A 15,840-nucleotide genomic window follows, 5' to 3' on the forward strand; every position below is an offset into this window, starting at 1 on the left:
GGTGTTCCGACAGGCCAGCGGCTGCCGAGCCTGGGAGGGGTTTCGAATGAGCGACGCGACGGACGCGACCGGGGCGACGGACGGCGGGATGGACGCGGGCGCGGAAGGCCTCGCGACCCGCCGCGTGATCGAGCAGGACGTGCAGCGCGAGCTGAAGGACAGCTACCTCACGTACGCGATGAGCACGATCATGGACCGGGCCCTGCCCGACGTCCGCGACGGGCTCAAGCCCAGCCAACGCCGCATCCTCGTCGCGATGCACGACCTCAACCTCCGCCCGGGGCGCAAGCACCTCAAGTGCGCCAAGATCTGCGGCGACACGAGCGGCAACTACCACCCGCACGGCGAGTCGGTCATCTACCCGACCATGGTCGGCATGGCGCAGAAGTGGCGGATGCGCGTCGGGCTCATCGACCCGCAGGGCAACTTCGGGAGCATCGAGGGCGACCCGCCCGCGGCGATGCGCTACACCGAAGCGCGCCTCACCAACGCCGCCATGGACGTGCTCGCCGACCTCGAGCTCGGCACCGTTGACTTCCAGCCCAACTACGACGACCGGCTCGTCGAGCCGAAGGTGCTGCCGGGCAAGTTCCCCAACCTGCTGATCAACGGCGGGGTCGGCATCGCGGTCGGCATGGCGACCAGCCTCCCGCCCCAGAACCCGACCGAGGTGTTCGACTCGCTGCTGCGCGTGGTCGAGGCGCGCCTGGCGGATCGCAGCGACCCGGGCCTCGACGAGCTCATGCGCGACGAGGTCGACGAATCCGGCGCGATCGTGCGCGCGGGCATCAAGGGCCCGGACTTTCCCACCGGCGGCGTCGTGCACGGCAAGCGCGGCATCATGGAGGCCTACGCCACCGGTCGCGGCAAGGTCGCGCTCCGCGGCACCACGCACGTGGAGGAACTCGGAAAAGACCGCCAGCAGCTCGTCGTCGACTCGATCCCCTACATGCTCGCGCAGAACAACCTCGTGGAGTGGATCGTCGACGCCGTGAAGGAAGAACGCGTCCAGGACGTCGCCGACGTGCGCAACGAGTCCGGGCGCGAGGCCGCCACGCGGATCGTGATCGAACTGAAGAAGGGCGCCGACCCGCGCGTGGTCGAGAAGCAGCTCTTCGAGTTCACGCCCCTGCAGCAGACGTTCTCGATCATCAACATTGCGCTGGTGAACCGCCAGCCCCGCACGCTCACGCTCGTCGAGATGCTCTCGCTGCACCTGGAGCACCGGGGCGACGTGATCCGCCGTCGCACGGCCCACCTGCTGCGCGAGGCGAAGAAGCGCGCCCACGTGTTGGAAGGGCTCATCTACGCGGTGTGCGACATCGACGAGGTCATCCGCGAGATCCGCGCCAGCGCGACCCGCGAGGAAGCGATCGAACGCCTGATGGCGCACCGGTTCCGGATCCCGCAGGGACACCCGAGCGCACCGCTGCTGCCTGAGCGCCTGCTGGCGCGGGCCCGGGCGGCCGAGGGCGCGGGCGGGATGGTCCTCACCCGCGTGCAGGCCGAGGCCATCGGCGGCATGCGCCTCATCCAGCTCGTCGGGCTCGAGATCGAGAAGCTCGTGAAGGAGTACCGCGAGGTGGCGGCGGAGATCGAGCGCCTCGAGGCGATCCTCACCGATCCGAAGCTGGTGCTCGGGATCATCCGCGACGACCTCCTGGAGATGCGCGCGCGGTACGACTCGCCCCGGCGGACGGTGATCGAGGACGCCGGCGCGGACATCCTGATCGAGGAACTCATCCCCAAGGAGGACGTGGCGGTCACCATCAGCCACCAGGGGTACGTGAAGCGCGTGCCGCTGGAGACCTACCGCCAGCAGGGGAGGGGGGGCAAGGGCATCCGGGCGGGCGAGGCGCGCGACGGGGACTTCATCGAGCACGTGTTCGTCGCCGGCACGCACGACCACCTGCTGTGCTTCACGAACACGGGGCGGGTCTTCCGCATCAAGGTGTACGAGGTCCCGGAGATGTCGCGCACGAGCGTGGGCCGCGCGATCGTGAACCTCATCGACCTGCGCCCGAACGAGCGGACGTGCGCGTACCTGGCGATCAAGAGCTTCGAGGAGGGGAGCGACTTCCTGACGTTCGTGAGCCGCGGCGGCGTGGTGAAGCGGACGGCCCTCAAGGCCTACGCGAACGTCGGGCGCAGCGGGCTGATCGCGGTGGGGCTGCGCGAGGGCGACTCCCTGCTGGACGTGACGCTGACCGACGGCAACGACGACCTCCTGCTCGCGACGGCGTCGGGGATGGCGATCCGCTTCAACGAGCAGGACGCGCGCGACATGGGGCGGGCGGCGGCGGGCGTCAAGGGAATCGAGTTGGGCGAGGGCGACGAAGTCATCGGCGTGGTGGCCGTGCCCATGATCGCCGACGCCGACGGGGACCTCGTGACGGCCGACCCGTCCATGTGCCTGCTCACGATCACGGGGCGCGGCTACGGGAAGCGCACGCCGATCGACGAGTACCGCGTGCAGCCGGAGGGGGGCAAGGCACGGTCGCAGTCGCGCGGCGGGAAGGGGCGGGCGGACATCGACACGGGAGAACGCAACGGGCGCAGCGTCGCGGCGCTCGCCGTCAAGGGCGGTGACGACGTCGTGGTCATCACGCGCAACGGGCAACTGGTCCGCGTTCGTGCGGACGACATCCGCCTGAGCGGGCGGGGCGTGATGGGCGTGCGGGTCGCGGGCCTGCACGACGGGGACAGCGTGGTGGCGGCGGCGCGGGTTCGGGAGGCGGACGGCAACGGCGCGAAGTCGTGAGCATCGTGTGAAGGATCACCGGGCGGGGCGGGGCGGCCTGTATGCTTCGCCCGGGGCGGAAGGACGGCCAAGGCGGCAACTCGCCGCGGGAGACTCGTGAGCGCCATGGCGATGGAATGGTCGGACACGATCGTGATCACCGAGCTGGCCGACGAGCCGGCGTTGTCGGAGGACATGCACGCGCTGCTCGATCGGCTCCAGGCCGCGAGCGACCGCGTGCCGCACGTGGTGCTGAACTTCGGGCAGGTGACGTACGTCAACAGCTCGAACCTGGCCCAACTGCTGCGTCTCAAGAAGGTGCTGCACGAGCGCGATGCGCAGCTGCGCCTGTGCAGCCTGTCGGACCAGGTCTGGTCGGTGTTCATGGTGACGGGGCTGGACAAGATCTTCCGGTTCGCGCCCGACCCGATGACCGCGCTCGCCTCGCTCCAGATGGAAGACGAGCGCAACGAAGGCGGGCGCCGGTGACGATGGCGCTTCCCGCGCCGGCCGAAGTTCCCGGGGCGGGCGCCCCCGCGGTCGCCGAGCTGCGCGCGCTGCGGAAGGCCTATTTCAAGCCCGACGGGTCGATCATGGTCGAGGCGCTCCGGGGCGTCGACCTGCGCGTCGAGCGGGGTGAGTACGTCGCGATCATGGGCTCGTCGGGCTCGGGCAAGTCCACGCTCATGAACATCCTGGGCTGCCTCGACCGCCCCACGGGCGGGGTCTACCTGCTCGACGGCGAGGACGTGGGCGCCATGAGCGACGAGACGCTCAGCGCCTATCGCGGGCGCAAGATCGGCTTCGTCTTCCAGGCCTTCAACCTCATCCCCGAGCTCACGATCGACGAGAACGTGTCGGTGCCCCTGTTCTACCAGAGCGTGCCCAAGCGCGACCGGCTGGCCCGGGCGCGCGAGATGCTCTCGCTCGTCGGGCTGGGCGAGCGTCTGGAGCACCGACCCCGCGAGCTCTCGGGCGGGCAGCAGCAGCGCGTCGCCATCGCGCGGGCGCTGGTGACCAGGCCCGTCGTGCTCATGGCCGACGAGCCCACCGGCAACCTCGACTCGACCACCGGACGGGCGATCCTCGAGCTGTTCGACCGCCTGCACGCCGAGGGCATGACGATCCTCATGGTCACGCACGACGACTCGGTCGCCACGCGCTGCAAGCGCGTGGTGCGCCTGAAGGACGGCGTCGTCGAGTACGACCGGCGGCAGTAACGCGGGCACCGGGCACTGGGCACTGGGCACTGGGCACTGGGAACAGTCCGCTCGTCGCCGTTCGCGGCTCCGAGGTCGTCGTGGCGTCGCCCGTGCGCGGCAATCGTGACGCGGCGATGGTCACGCAACGCAGGCTCGTGGTCACGCCGCGCTGCGGCGGGGCGCGATGCACACCGCCGTGACGTCGTCGGCCTGGTGGAGCGAGCCCGACTGCGTGTCGAGGAGGTTCTGCAGCTCGGCGAGCAGCGGCGCCACCCCGCCCCGGCTGTGCGGGGTGAGGAGCTCGCACAACTCGTTGATCCACACCTGCCGGCGCGCCTTGCCGGAGGGCGCGCGGAGCAACCCCTCGGGGAAGGCGGCGTCGAGCCCGTCGGTGTAGACGAGCAGGGTCTCGTCGTCCTGGAGATCGATGGACACCTGATCGAAGGAGGCGTCGCCGAAGACGCCCAGGAGCGGGCCCGACGTCTCGATCTCGCGCGGGGCGGTCTTCGAGAGCACGATCGGGCTGGGGTGCCCGGCGCCGGCGAGCGTGATGCGCCGGGCGGGGGCGTCGATCACGCCGCAGACCGCGGTGGCGAAGCGCCCGGAGCCGAAGCAACTGGCGCACAGGCGGCTGTTGAGGGCGGCGAGGGCGTCGGCGGGCTGGAGCGGGCGTGCGCGCCCGGCGTCGTCCACGTCGCTCATCGCGAGGCCCGAGGTGAGGACCATGGTGATGAGCGCCGCGGGCACGCCGTGCCCGACGGCGTCGGCGACGAGGAACGCGGCGCGCCCGGCGCCCAGGTCGCGCAGGTGGTAGATGTCCCCGCTGACGAAGTTCACCGGGCGGAAGAGCACGCTGATGTCGAGCCCCGGCACATCGGGGATGGCGCCGGTGGTGAACTCGCGCTGGATGGCGGCGGCGAGGTGGAGCTCCTCGTGCAGGCGGTCCATCTCGGTGCGCATGCCGCCCTGGCAGCGCTGCGCGAGGCTGATCTCGTGGGTGAGCAGGCGGACGGCGCCCTGCCGCTCGCACAAGGCGAAGAGGATGCCGGCGGCGACGCGATGGTCGGCGCCGAGCGAATCAAAGACGACCCCGTGGCGCTGCAGCAGGCGCCAGTCGTCGGGGGGGTCGATGAGGATCAGGGCGGGAAGGTGTCGTCGCGAGAGTCCTTCGACGAGGCGGTCGACAAGCGCCGGGGCGGTGCCGGGCGCGAGGACGATGAGGGCCGCCCCGGGCAGGGCGGGCGCGTCGTCGGGCGCGGATTCCAGGTCGGCGAGGAGGGCCTCCACCAGTCGGGTGCGGACGGTGGGCGGGGAGGTGCCGGGCCACTGCGCCAGGATGGGAGCGATCTGGAGGCTGGGCGCGGCGGCGAGCCCGGGCGAGAAACCGACTTCAAGGTGGGCGTCGTGCATGCGTCCGCCGATACTCCCGCGCATCCGGGGCGGAGCGCCGGGGCACCATCGGACTATTTGGCCATCTTCTTCAGACGGGCGAGGTCCAGATCCAGCTTGTCGGCGCTCTTCAGGTTTAACTGGGCGAGCGTGCCCCCCTTGAGTTCGATAACGAACTGCGCGTCGAAGCGGCTCGGGTACTTCTTCAGGCGGGCCTCGTACTTGGCGTTTACCCCGGTGCGGGGGTCGTTCACCATCTCGTCCGCCGCTCGTGGGGGCTCGGCCTTCATGGCGTGCGTCGCCGTCACGCGCCCGTCCGCGCCCAGGAAGATGATGTCGATGTCCACCGGGCAGTCACGCATCACGAAGTCCAGGCGCTGGGGCTTGGGGAACAGGAAGATCATCCCGCCCTCGGCGGGGATCTCTGTCCGCCCGGACAACCCGCGAAAGCGCGTCACGTCGTCGGCCGCGACCTCGAGCGTGAACGTCTTGCCGGAGATCTTCACCTTCTCGGTGCGCACCTTGGGGGCGGGCGGCGGGGCCGGGGGCTGCGCCGGCTGGGGCTTCTCGCCGGGCTTGGGGGCGGGCGGCGGCTGCGAGGCCGGCAGGGTGGCGCCCGTCGGTTCGGCCGTCCCTGTGTCCTCGCATCCGACAAGCAGCGCGGCCACCAGCACGGGCGCCAGGAGAACGCGTCGGGGAGCGCTCATCGCGATACGAGCCATGCGTCGTCCTCCGGGGTGAAGATCACGGGCGTGCGCGGGATGGTATCGAGGCGCAGGGCGGCCTGGAACTCCCGCGCGCTCATCGGGGTGCGCGCGGTGCGCACCCCGCTCCAGTACGCGACGAGGCCCACGACGCGCTCGGGCGGAACACCCGAGGCCCGGTAGAGATCGAGGCGCGTGTCGCCGTGGCGCTTCGCGAGTCGACGCCCGTCCTGGCCACGGACCAGCGGAAGATGGAGGTACGCGGGCTCCGGGGTGAGGCCCAGCGCCCGCGCGAGGCGCAACTGGCGCGCGCCCGAGTCGAGCAGGTCGTCGCCCCGCACCACGTGCGTCACGCCCTGGGCGTGGTCGTCGGTGACGACGGCGAGTTGGTACGACGCCTGCCCCGGCCGCGCGGGGTCGCGCCGGGTCCAGACGACGAAGTCACCGACGATCGACGCGATGTCGAAGGCCTGGGGGCCGGCGAACAGGTCCGTGTACGCGGTCGCGCCGGGCTCGACGGCGAAGCGCCAGCTCGGCGCGTCGTCGGTGAATGTGCTGGGGAACGAGGCGGGACGGAGGTGGCGCGGGAAGGGGACGTCGTGGGCGCCCTCCTGCGGCGCGCTGGCGGCGGCCTCGATCTGCGCGCGGGTGAGATCGCAGGGGTAGACGAGCCCGGCGCGGGCGAGGCGGTGCATGGCGTCGAGATGGCGGGGCGTATCGGCGGACTGGATGAACGGGCCGCTGTCCCAGTCGATGCCCAGCCAGGCGAGCAGGTCGATGGTGCCGGCGATGACGCCGGGCTTGACGCGCGGGGTGTCGAGGTCTTCGACGCGCAGGACGATGGACCAGCCCGCGGCGCGGGCGAGGGCCCAGGTGATGAGGAACGTGCGGGCGTTGCCCAGGTGGAGGGCGCCCGTGGGCGAGGGCGCAAGACGCGTGGTGGGCACGATTGCAGAGGGTACGTGGGCTTGGCGGAGGGTGCGGCGGGGGTGGGTGGGGCCCGATAGACTCTCCGTCGGATCAGGAGATCGCCCCGTGCCAGACCACGCCCCGAAGATGGACGCCGCCGAGATCGCGCGGACGCTGCCCGCCGTGCCCGAGTGGGCCGAGGTGGGCGAGGCGCTGCAGCGGACGTACCAGTTCCGCGACTTCGTGAGCGCGATGGCGTTCGTGACGAAGGTGGCGGCGTATGCCGAGCAGGCCCAGCACCACCCCGACATCATGATCCGCTACAACAAGGTCACGCTCACGCTCTCGACGCACGACTCGGGCGGGGTGACGGAGAAGGACTTCGCCGCGGCGAAGGCGGCCGACGGGCTCGCCGCCGACGCGGGCGTCGTGGCTGCGGGCGCGCCGGCCGAGGCCAAGAAAAAGAAGAAGTAGGAACGGCGCCCGGAAGGGCCCGCCCCGAAGACAGGAGCCCCGCACGGAAGACGCGCGCTGCGCCCCGAAAACGGGGACCCAGACGCAGGGCGGCATGCAAGCCGGCACGCGCGGCGGACGCGGCGGCAGTCGGCCGGCGCCAGCCGCGTGTTCAGCCGAGTTCGACGGACCAGTAGGCGTTGTCGAGGAACGCCTTCCAGCTCTGGTACTTCTCGTTGCCCAGGCGGATGGAGATCAGCGGGTTGCGCTTGGGGCGCAGCGGCGGGCGGATGAGTCGCATGCCGGCCTGGTCGGGCGTGCGCCCGCCCTTGCGCGCGTTGCACTTGATGCACGAGCAGACGAGGTTCTCCCACGAGTCCCCGCCGCCCTGCGAGCGCGGTGTGACGTGGTCCAGCGAGAGGTCGCTGGTGGGGAAGATCTTGCCGCAGTACTGGCAGCGGTTGCGGTCGCGCGCGAAGAGGTTGCGCCGGTTCAGCTTGACGATCTGGGCCGGCAGTCGGTCGTAGCCGAGCAGGCGGATGACCTTGGGCACGGCGACCTCGAAGCGTACGGTGCGGACCCAGTCGTACTTTTCCGGTTCGAAGGTCTTCTGCAGTTCGGCGAGTTCGGCCCAGGTGGCGAACGAGTAGTTCACCCAGCGCCCGTCGTCGACGTGGATGACCTCCGCGATTTCGCGGCAGAGCAGGCTGAAGGCTCGGCGCGCGGAGACGACGCGGACGGCGACGTACGCGCGGTTGAGGACGAGGACTTTGGCGTCGAGGGCGGTGGGCCCGCCGAAGGCCGGGACGTAGAGCCCGCCGTCACAATCATCGGGGTCGGACAGCAGGCCCGCGTCGTCGAGTGCGGGTTCGCGATGCGCGGAGTTGCGGCCTCGCGGGGTGCTCATGAACCAATAGGCCGCGCCCTTTCGGGCCCGGACGGGGCTGCCGAATGGAAGGGTATACGCCAGCCGTTCGGGGGTCCACGCGTCGGGGACACAAGGGGTAGGCGCTGACGGAATCTTGACAGAGAATCGGCCGAGCCGCCCAAGGCGGTGAGCCGGGGGGGCGGGGAGTGCGGTCAGTGCCGGAAGTGGCGTGTGCCGGTGTGGAGGCAGGTGACGCCGCGGCTGGTGCAGAGGGCGATGGTGTCGGCGTCGCGCTTGGAGCCGCCGGGGTGGACGAGCGTGGTGACGCCGGCGTCGATGAGCAGGCGCGGGCCGTCGTCGAAGGGGAAGAAGGCGTCGCCGACGGCGATGGCGCCGCGGGCGAGGTCGCCGGCCTTGGCGAGGGCGAGGCGGCAGGCGGACACGCGGTCGACCTGGCCGGAACCGACGCCGAACAGGCGCGTCACGCCGGGGCGGGCAGGGTCCGGCCCGCCGACGACGATGGCGTTGGACGTGACCGAGCGGCACAGGACTTCGAGCAGGGCGGCGGCGGCGAGGCGCGCGGCGTCGAGCTTCGGGCCGGCCTTGAGCTCCCAGCGCTCCGGCACGGCGGGCGAGAGGTCGCGGTCCTGCACAAGCATGCCGCCCGGGACCGAGCGGTAGTCGAGCTTGCGGGCGCTGGACGCGGCCTTGTCGCCGACGGCGAGCAGGCGCACGTTCGCCCAGCGCTCGCGAAGGACGTCAAGGGCGGCGTCGTCGAACGCGGGGGCGATGACGACCTCAAAGAAGTGCGACTCGCGGGCGATGACGCGGGCGGCGGCGGCGTCGACGCTCGAGGAGACGGCGAGGATCCCGCCGTAGGCCGCGACCGGGTCGCCGGCGATGGCGGCGTCGACGGCGGGCTCCAGCGCGCTCGCGACGGCCCCGCCGCACGGGTTGGTGTGCTTGACGACGACCGCTGCGTGCTGCCGCTCGCGGTCGATGATGCGGGCGAGGGCCTTGACGGCTTCGAGGGCGGCGGCGGCGTCGTTGATGTTGTTGTACGAGAGGTGCTTGCCGTGCAACTGCTGGGCGTTGACGACCGACTGCCCGGTGGAGGCGGGGTCGCGGTAGAGGGCGGCCTGTTGGTGCGGGTTCTCGCCGTAGCGGAGTTGGTCGACCAGCGTGTAGCGCAGATCGAGCACCTGGGGGAAGGCGCCCTGGCGACGGCCGAGGAACGAGGCGATGGCGGCGTCGTACTCGGCGGTGCGGGCGAAGGCGGCGGCGGCGAGCTGGGCCCGGGTCTCGGGCGTGGTGCTCCCGCCGTGCGCGTCCATCTCCTGGATCACTCGGTCGTAATCGCGGGGCGAGGTGACAACGGTGACGAAGCGGGCGTTCTTGGCGGCGGCGCGGAGCATGGCCGGCCCGCCGACGTCGATGTTCTCGATCGCGTCGGCCATCGACACGTTCGGGTCGGCGACCGTGCGCTGAAACGGGTACAGGTTGATGCAGACCAGGTCGATGGGCTCGAAGCGGTGCTGCTTGAGGAAGGCGGTGTGCTCGGCGCGGTCGCGCAGGGCGAGCAGGCCCGCGTGCACGGCTGGGTGCAGGGTCTTGACGCGCCCGTCGAGGCCTTCGGGAAAGCCGGTGACGGTCTCGACGGGGACGACGGGCACGCCGGCGGCGGCGAGGGCCTTGGCCGTGCCGCCCGTGGAGATGATGGTCACGCCTCGGGCCGCCAGCGCCTGCGCGAAGGGCACGAGGTCGGCTTTATCGCTGACCGAGAGCAGCGCGCGGCGGATGGGGGTGGGCGGGGTCATGGCGGCACTCAGCGGGGCGTCAGCCGGGTGATCACGCCCTGCGGGCTGACGGCGTAGACCGGGCTGTCCTTTGGGCTTTCGGCGACGAGCATGGAGATCGAGCGCAGTTCGACGGTGTCGATGGTGCGCCCGTTCTTGGGGTCGAGCGTGACGGCCTTGGCCGCGCCGGCGGCGTCGGTCGCGCCGGCGAAGACGACCAGGCGGTTGTTGCGGAGCGCAACGGCGACGCCGTCAACGGTGTCGTTCTGCCATAGGATCTTGCCGGTCGTGGGGTCGAAGGCGGAGAACCCGCCGGACTCGCCCAGGTCGACGTACAGGCGCCCGTCGATAAACGCGGGGGCCTGGCGGAGCGGGGCGTTGGTGCGGTGACGCCAGAGGATCTGCCCGCCGGAGCGGGTGACGGCGTACAGCGAGTGGTCGAGGCTGGCGATGAACGCGAGCGTGTCGCTGGTGGCGATGGGGGCGCCGGGCCCGGCGAACATCTTGCTGCGCCCGAGCCCGCGCCCGGTGAGCGCGTCGAGCACGACGATGTCGCCGGCCTGCGAGGCGAAGATGGTCTCAGGCCCCTGAGCGAAGACGACGGGGTCGACATCGACCGCGCCCGTCAGGCCCGAGCCCCAGACCTGGAACCCGGTGCTGGCCAGGAGGCCGACCAGGTGCCCGTTGGAGGCGCCGTACGCGAGGGCGTCGCCGACCAGCGCGGTGCGCGTGCTGGCGACTTCGGGCAGGCGGTGCTTGGTGCGGAGGGTGCCGGTGTCGGCGTCGTAGATGAAGACTTCGGTTTCGCTGGGGAGGATGATGGCGGCGCCGCGGCTGCCTTCGGAGCCGCCCTGGCGGACCGGGGCGAAGAACCGCGTGAGCGGGCCGGCGGCCTGGTCGGACCAGCGCTGCGCGCCGGAGCGGGCTTCGAGGACGGTGAACACGCCCTCGGTGTCGGTGACGCACAGGGCGTCGCCGAGGACCTGCACCGACTCGACGGTGCCGCCGGGGAGCATGGTCGGGAAGCCGCGCCACTCGACGCGGTAGCCGAGGGTGCTGAACTCATCGGCCTGCATGGGCACGGAGGCGGCCCGCTCGTCGAGCGTCATGGTGCGCGGACCGTCGGACTCGCACCCGCCGAGCCCGCCGCCCACCGCCGCGAGCGCTGCCAGCAAAGACGCGGCCGCGAACAGGCGGGGCCGGGCGGACGCCGAGCGGGCGGGCGAGGCATGAACGGGGGCAAGCGGTCGGGTCATGGTCGGTCCTGTCCGGTCGCGCCGGGTCGGGGTTTGGGAAGGTGGGAAGGGCAGTATCCAAGCCGACCGCCCCGGGGTCAAGGCGCGGCGGGCTTGGCGGCGGTGGGCGGGGGGGCGGGGGGCGGGAGGCGGGAAGAGGGATTGAACGCGAAGGCGCGAAGGGCGCGAAGGTGGGGGGCGGAAGCGGGAGGCGGGAAGCGGGAGGCGGGAAACGGGATCCCACTGGTGCCCGGTGCCTGGTGCCCGGTGCCTCTGTGTTTCCGGCTGGTGCCCGGTGCCTCCGTATCTCCGGCTAGTGCCCAGTGCCTAGTGCCCAGTGCCTTCATTCACCAACGTACTCGTCGAGTTGAACGACAGGATCACGCGGTCTTTCGCGCCCTTGTACGGCAGCCCGCTGTGCAGCAGATACGCGGGGAAGAGCACCAGCGTTCCCGGCAATGGCGGGACGTCGAGGTGGCCTTGCCCGAGGTAGTGGTTGCCGTAGTCGGAGTGGTTGCCGCCGAAGGGCCGCGGCGTGTAGAAGCGGTTGACGCCGTTGGGCGCGTGGTCGCGTGGGTTCTCCGGCACGTCGGAAATCTGGAGGTAGTACACGCCGCACCAGGAGCACCCGCCGTGGTAGTGCGCGTCGTGGAAGCCGGAGTTGTTGGTGATGTGGAACCAACTGTCGGAGAACGTGACCTTGATCCGGTTGGGATCGACCTCGCGCCCGTTGACATGCCAAACGGCCCGCTTCACGCTCGACTCGATGAACGCGATCAGCCGTCGCAGCCCTTCGTGCGTGGTCTTCTCGAACAGATCGAACTTGCTTTCGAACAGCCCGTCCTTGGACTTCATGCTCGGGGCGATATCGCTGGCGATGTTCTTGGTCTCGCCGGCCTTGATGTCGTAGAGATGCTGGATGATGCCGGCCGCGTCGCGCTCGTGGTCGCGGTAGCGGCGCGAGAAGATGGTCGTGGGCCAGTACGTCCGCGGCGTGAGCTCGAACTCGTTGAGCGCGGACCCGGGGGGCGGCATGACGGGAGTTGGGGAGCCGGCGGTGTGCATGGGGAGATCGGGATTCGGGATTCGGGAAACGGGATTCGGGCGGCGGCGGGTGTCACTCCGCTCTGCGGCGTGACAGACGTATCAGCGCCGAAACCCAGCGTACCGCAAGCCAGCCGTTCTGCCCGCCGCCCAGGCCGCGACGTCACCGACTTTGCAAGATCTTCACTCACGGCAACGCCAACCATCAGACAAGTTCCCCCCACCCGCTGCTTGGTGCCCGGTGCCTAGTGCCTAGTGCCTGACTGCCCCGCCTCCCTCCGCCTGAGGCCCAATACCTAGTGCCCAGTGCCTTAGTTCTGTTCGGGAGGGGCGGTGGGGGAGTGGGTGGGCAAGGGTGCAGAACCCGAACACGCCACGTCCGGAGAAGGGCCGATGACGGCTTCCGCGCGTGTGATGGCGGCGCAAAAACTGCCCTGCGGCAGAGTTTTTGTGGGCACAAAAACTCCGGCGCTGGGCACAAAAGCTCCTGCGCTGGGCACAAAAACTTCTGCGCTGGGCACAAAATATCCTGCGCTGGGCACGAGAGCTCCTGCGCTGGGCACAAAATGTTCCGCGCTGGGCACAAAAGCTCCCGCGCTGGGCACAGCAGGAACAAAGATGGTCGCATCAGGACCGGCGGCGGGCCAAGCGCGAGATCACGCCGTGCGTCCCACCTTCCCCCCCCGCCCCGCGCTCCCCATCCCCCATCCCCCATCCCCCCCTCCCCCCGTGCCCTCCGCTCATCGATACCCTCGCCCATGTTCACCGGTCTTGTGCAGGCGGTCGGGCGGGTTGCGGAGCTTGCGCCGTCGCGCGCGGAAGGCGTTCGAAGTGGGGGGAACGGTGGGGGGGGTGGGGGGGGTGGGGGGGGTTGGGCCGGGCAGGCCGGGATGCTGCGGCTGACGGTTGACGTTGGCGACTGGGCCCACGGGCCTTCGATCCGTGCCGGCGACAGCATCAGCATCAACGGGTGCTGCCTGACGGCGGTTGCGGACGCGGGCGTGGACGGCGGCGTGTGCACGGTCGGGTTCGACGCCGTCGCCGAGACGCTCGCGAAGACGACGCTCGGTGCGCTGCGTGTCGGCGATCCGGTCAATCTCGAGCACGCGGCGACCGCGAGCACGTTCCTCGGCGGGCACATCGTGCAGGGGCACGTTGACGGTGTCGGACGCGTGACGCGCGTGCAGGCCACGGACGATTGGCGTGTGTGGTTCGAGGTGCCGGCGGCCCTCGCGGAGTATCTGGCGCCGAAGGGGAGCGTGTGCGTCGACGGCGTGTCGCTGACGATCGCGGAGGTCACGATGGCGGCGGGCCAGGCGACCGGGTTCGGCGTGGCCCTGATCCCGACGACGCTGGACAGGACGACGCTGCGCCGGCTGGCCGTCGGCGACGGCGTGAACCTGGAGATGGACATCATCTCGAAGCAGGTTGTGTTCTGGCTGAAGGCCCGCGAGAGCCGAAGATAACCGGCCGTGACTGTGCCCGCGTCGCCAATCTCGTCCCGCGTGTCGGCGTCGCCGACCAGTGCGCAGCCCGCAGGTGGCGGCGGGGGCGGGGGCGGGGGTGGGGGGGGGCGACGCGTGCTGGGGATTGATCCCGGGCTGCGCTTGACGGGGTACGCGGTGCTGGAGATTCCGCGCGGCGGGGGTGCTGGTGCGGGTGGGGGGTCGCGGCGTGGGCGGGCGGGTGGGGGTGCCGGGGCCGAGGCGACGCTGGTTGAGGCGGGCGTGATTCGCCTGGTGCAAGGCCGCTCGGTGGCGCGGCGGCTGGTCGAACTGGACGCCGACCTCCGCGACATCATCGAGCGGACCGCGCCGCATGTCGGCGCGGTGGAGAAGTTGTACGCGCATTACAAGCACCCGCTGACGGGCGTGATCATGGGGCACGCGCGCGGCGTGGTGCTGCTGAACATTCAGCGGGCCGGGATGGACGTGGTCGAACTGGGGGCGACGGAAGTGAAGAAATCGCTCACGGGCAACGGGCACGCGAGCAAGGCGCAAATGCAGTCGGCCGTGCAGGCGCAGTTGGGCATGGCCGCCCCGCCCAGCCCGCCGGACATTGCGGATGCGATTGCCATTGCGCTGTGCTGCCTGCGGCGGCTGGGGTGAAGCGGTGTCCGGGATTTCCTGACTTTTTCCGGCGCCGGCGCGGATTCATGAGATCTTGACACAATCGCGCGGGTGTCTTCGGCGTTGTGTGGTATGTTCCTCTTGGGAAGAGGCTGGTCGACGCCAAGAGAGGATCGACCATGCTGTCGCGATTGTCACGTGTTGCACTTGCCGGAATCGTGCTGGCGGCCTGCGGGTCTGCCGCATTTGCCCAACCCACCAACGTCCGCGCCTGGTACGCCCAGGGGCAGGTGTTCGTCGTCTGGGAGCGTCCGGCCCCGCCGGCGAACTCGACCGACACGGTCGAGATCTACGCCTCGCCCGCGGCCCAGGTGAACGTCGCCAACATGGACCGGGTCGGGCGGCTGTTCTTCCCCGAGTACACCGGGGCTCGGCTGCAGCAGCTCAACCCGGCGGCCCGCTTGCAGGTGCCGACGCCCGCGGGCGGAACGTACCGGCTAGCCGCGAATGAGGGCGTGTTCGCCTACACGCCGCGGGCCGCGGGCAACCTGTTCTTCGCGGTGGTGGACACCGGCGGGGCGGTTGTTGCGGCGGCCAACAGCGCGTCGGCCGCGTTCAACTATGACCCGGTGAACGACCCGGTGCGTCCGCACCCGCAGTTCAACGGGTTCACGCCCGGCGGACAGCCGTACACCGCGCTGGTCGTCTTCGCCGAGGGGCGCGACGACTACGACAACGCGCGGCCGGACATTCCCGTCCTCGGCGACGCCGACAAGAACGGCGTGCCGCACGTGTTCACGATCACCGAGCCCGTCGGCGGCGTCGGGGCGGGGCTGATCCCGTGCGTGCTGGCGCACCACGGCGGCGGGGGCGAGTACGAACTGTTCCGCCCCGGCATCCCGGCCCGCAGCAACGTCTCGCTGGGGCTGACGACGGGCATCGTGGTCACGCCGGACGACAGTTACTACGCGATCGTGGGCAATGCGTTGAATCGGTCGAACACGTCGTGGTTCGGGTACACGCCGCAGGCCGACCCGTTCTTTGTCGGGATGCGCACGAACCCGCCGGCGGGTTCGATCGTGGTGAACTTCACGAGCCGGCGGGTGCACTGGATCATCGACTGGCTGCTGCGTCCGACCTCGCCGTACACGATCGACCCGTCGCGGATCGCGATGATCGGGCACTCCGGCGGCGGGCGCGGGACGTCGCACCTGGTGCGGCAGCGCCCGGAACGGTTCGCGGCGGCGGCGGTGTATACGCCCGCGAGCGATCTGACGATTCCTCCGGCGGCCGCGGGCGGGGGCATGGAGGAAAACTTCCTGCGCGGCGACTGGGTGACGCCGCTGGACACCAACCTGCTGAAGACCGACGGCACGCCGTTCGACACGGTGGAGGTCTTCACGATGACCACGCGCCTGTCGTCGACGGAGC

The 15,840-nt window shown here is 70.8% G+C and carries 14 protein-coding genes; 7 read left to right on the forward strand and 7 right to left on the reverse strand.

Features of this window, described 5'->3' with window-relative positions:
• The first annotated feature begins 46 nt into the window (after window positions 1–46).
• From gyrA to SFY69_04640, 3 genes are all read left to right on the forward strand, one after another.
• Complete coding sequence (gyrA, locus tag SFY69_04630) at window positions 47–2,761, forward strand: DNA gyrase subunit A (protein ID MDX2131319.1); 2,715 nt, start codon at window positions 47–49, stop codon at window positions 2,759–2,761.
• A 105-nt stretch (window positions 2,762–2,866) separates the two neighbouring features.
• Window positions 2,867–3,229, forward strand: coding sequence for an STAS domain-containing protein (locus SFY69_04635; GenBank protein MDX2131320.1), 363 nt, complete (start codon window positions 2,867–2,869; stop codon window positions 3,227–3,229).
• Window positions 3,230–3,231: 2 nt separating this feature from the next.
• Window positions 3,232–3,960 (forward strand): ABC transporter ATP-binding protein, encoded by a 729-nt coding sequence (locus SFY69_04640; protein MDX2131321.1) that lies wholly within the window; start codon window positions 3,232–3,234, stop codon window positions 3,958–3,960.
• 141 nt (window positions 3,961–4,101) lie between these two features.
• Here the strand turns inward: SFY69_04640 and SFY69_04645 are convergent, their stop codons facing one another.
• From SFY69_04645 to SFY69_04655, 3 genes are read right to left on the reverse strand one after another with little or no spacing between them, the layout of a single operon-like run.
• Window positions 4,102–5,352 carry a SpoIIE family protein phosphatase gene (locus SFY69_04645; GenBank protein MDX2131322.1) on the reverse strand — a complete coding sequence of 417 codons (1,251 nt, stop codon included), beginning with the start codon at window positions 5,350–5,352 and terminating at the stop codon, window positions 4,102–4,104.
• 53 nt (window positions 5,353–5,405) lie between these two features.
• On the reverse strand, window positions 5,406–6,053 hold the full coding sequence (locus SFY69_04650; protein MDX2131323.1) for a DUF192 domain-containing protein: 648 nt from the start codon (window positions 6,051–6,053) through the stop codon (window positions 5,406–5,408).
• Window positions 6,035–6,982: a glutamate--tRNA ligase family protein gene (locus tag SFY69_04655; GenBank protein MDX2131324.1), complete on the reverse strand. Its 948-nt coding sequence runs from the start codon at window positions 6,980–6,982 to the stop codon at window positions 6,035–6,037. Before SFY69_04655 ends, SFY69_04650 begins: the two co-directional genes overlap by 19 nt.
• 109 nt (window positions 6,983–7,091) lie before the next feature.
• Between SFY69_04655 and SFY69_04660 the strand changes: the two genes are divergently transcribed.
• Window positions 7,092–7,418, forward strand: a complete 327-nt coding sequence (locus tag SFY69_04660; GenBank protein MDX2131325.1) for a 4a-hydroxytetrahydrobiopterin dehydratase — start codon at window positions 7,092–7,094, stop codon at window positions 7,416–7,418.
• 151 nt (window positions 7,419–7,569) lie between these two features.
• Here the strand turns inward: SFY69_04660 and SFY69_04665 are convergent, their stop codons facing one another.
• The 4 genes from SFY69_04665 to SFY69_04680 all read right to left on the reverse strand — a co-directional run bounded on the left by SFY69_04665 (window position 7,570) and on the right by SFY69_04680 (window position 12,331).
• Window positions 7,570–8,304, reverse strand: a complete 735-nt coding sequence (locus SFY69_04665; protein ID MDX2131326.1) for an HNH endonuclease — start codon at window positions 8,302–8,304, stop codon at window positions 7,570–7,572.
• Between the two features lie 173 nt (window positions 8,305–8,477).
• Window positions 8,478–10,082 (reverse strand): bifunctional phosphoribosylaminoimidazolecarboxamide formyltransferase/IMP cyclohydrolase, encoded by a 1,605-nt coding sequence (gene purH, locus SFY69_04670; GenBank protein ID MDX2131327.1) that lies wholly within the window; start codon window positions 10,080–10,082, stop codon window positions 8,478–8,480.
• Window positions 10,083–10,090: 8 nt separating this feature from the next.
• Window positions 10,091–11,317 carry a PQQ-binding-like beta-propeller repeat protein gene (locus SFY69_04675; protein ID MDX2131328.1) on the reverse strand — a complete coding sequence of 409 codons (1,227 nt, stop codon included), beginning with the start codon at window positions 11,315–11,317 and terminating at the stop codon, window positions 10,091–10,093.
• Between the two features lie 306 nt (window positions 11,318–11,623).
• The gene (locus SFY69_04680; protein ID MDX2131329.1) at window positions 11,624–12,331 is read right to left on the reverse strand and encodes a putative 2OG-Fe(II) oxygenase; all 708 of its coding nucleotides are present in this window, start codon (window positions 12,329–12,331) and stop codon (window positions 11,624–11,626) included.
• Between the two features lie 767 nt (window positions 12,332–13,098).
• On the opposite strand from SFY69_04680, the gene SFY69_04685 reads away from it, so the two are divergent.
• From SFY69_04685 to SFY69_04695, 3 genes are all read left to right on the forward strand, one after another.
• Complete coding sequence (locus SFY69_04685) at window positions 13,099–13,806, forward strand: riboflavin synthase (GenBank protein ID MDX2131330.1); 708 nt, start codon at window positions 13,099–13,101, stop codon at window positions 13,804–13,806.
• A gap of 114 nt (window positions 13,807–13,920) precedes the next feature.
• Complete coding sequence (locus SFY69_04690) at window positions 13,921–14,448, forward strand: crossover junction endodeoxyribonuclease RuvC (GenBank protein ID MDX2131331.1); 528 nt, start codon at window positions 13,921–13,923, stop codon at window positions 14,446–14,448.
• Between the two features lie 140 nt (window positions 14,449–14,588).
• Window positions 14,589–15,840, forward strand: a 1,252-nt coding sequence (locus tag SFY69_04695) for a prolyl oligopeptidase family serine peptidase (protein ID MDX2131332.1), incomplete at its 3' end; no start/stop codon positions are given.

This window comes from Planctomycetota bacterium (assembly GCA_033763975.1).
Lineage (GTDB): Bacteria > Planctomycetota > Phycisphaerae > Phycisphaerales > UBA1924 > RI-211.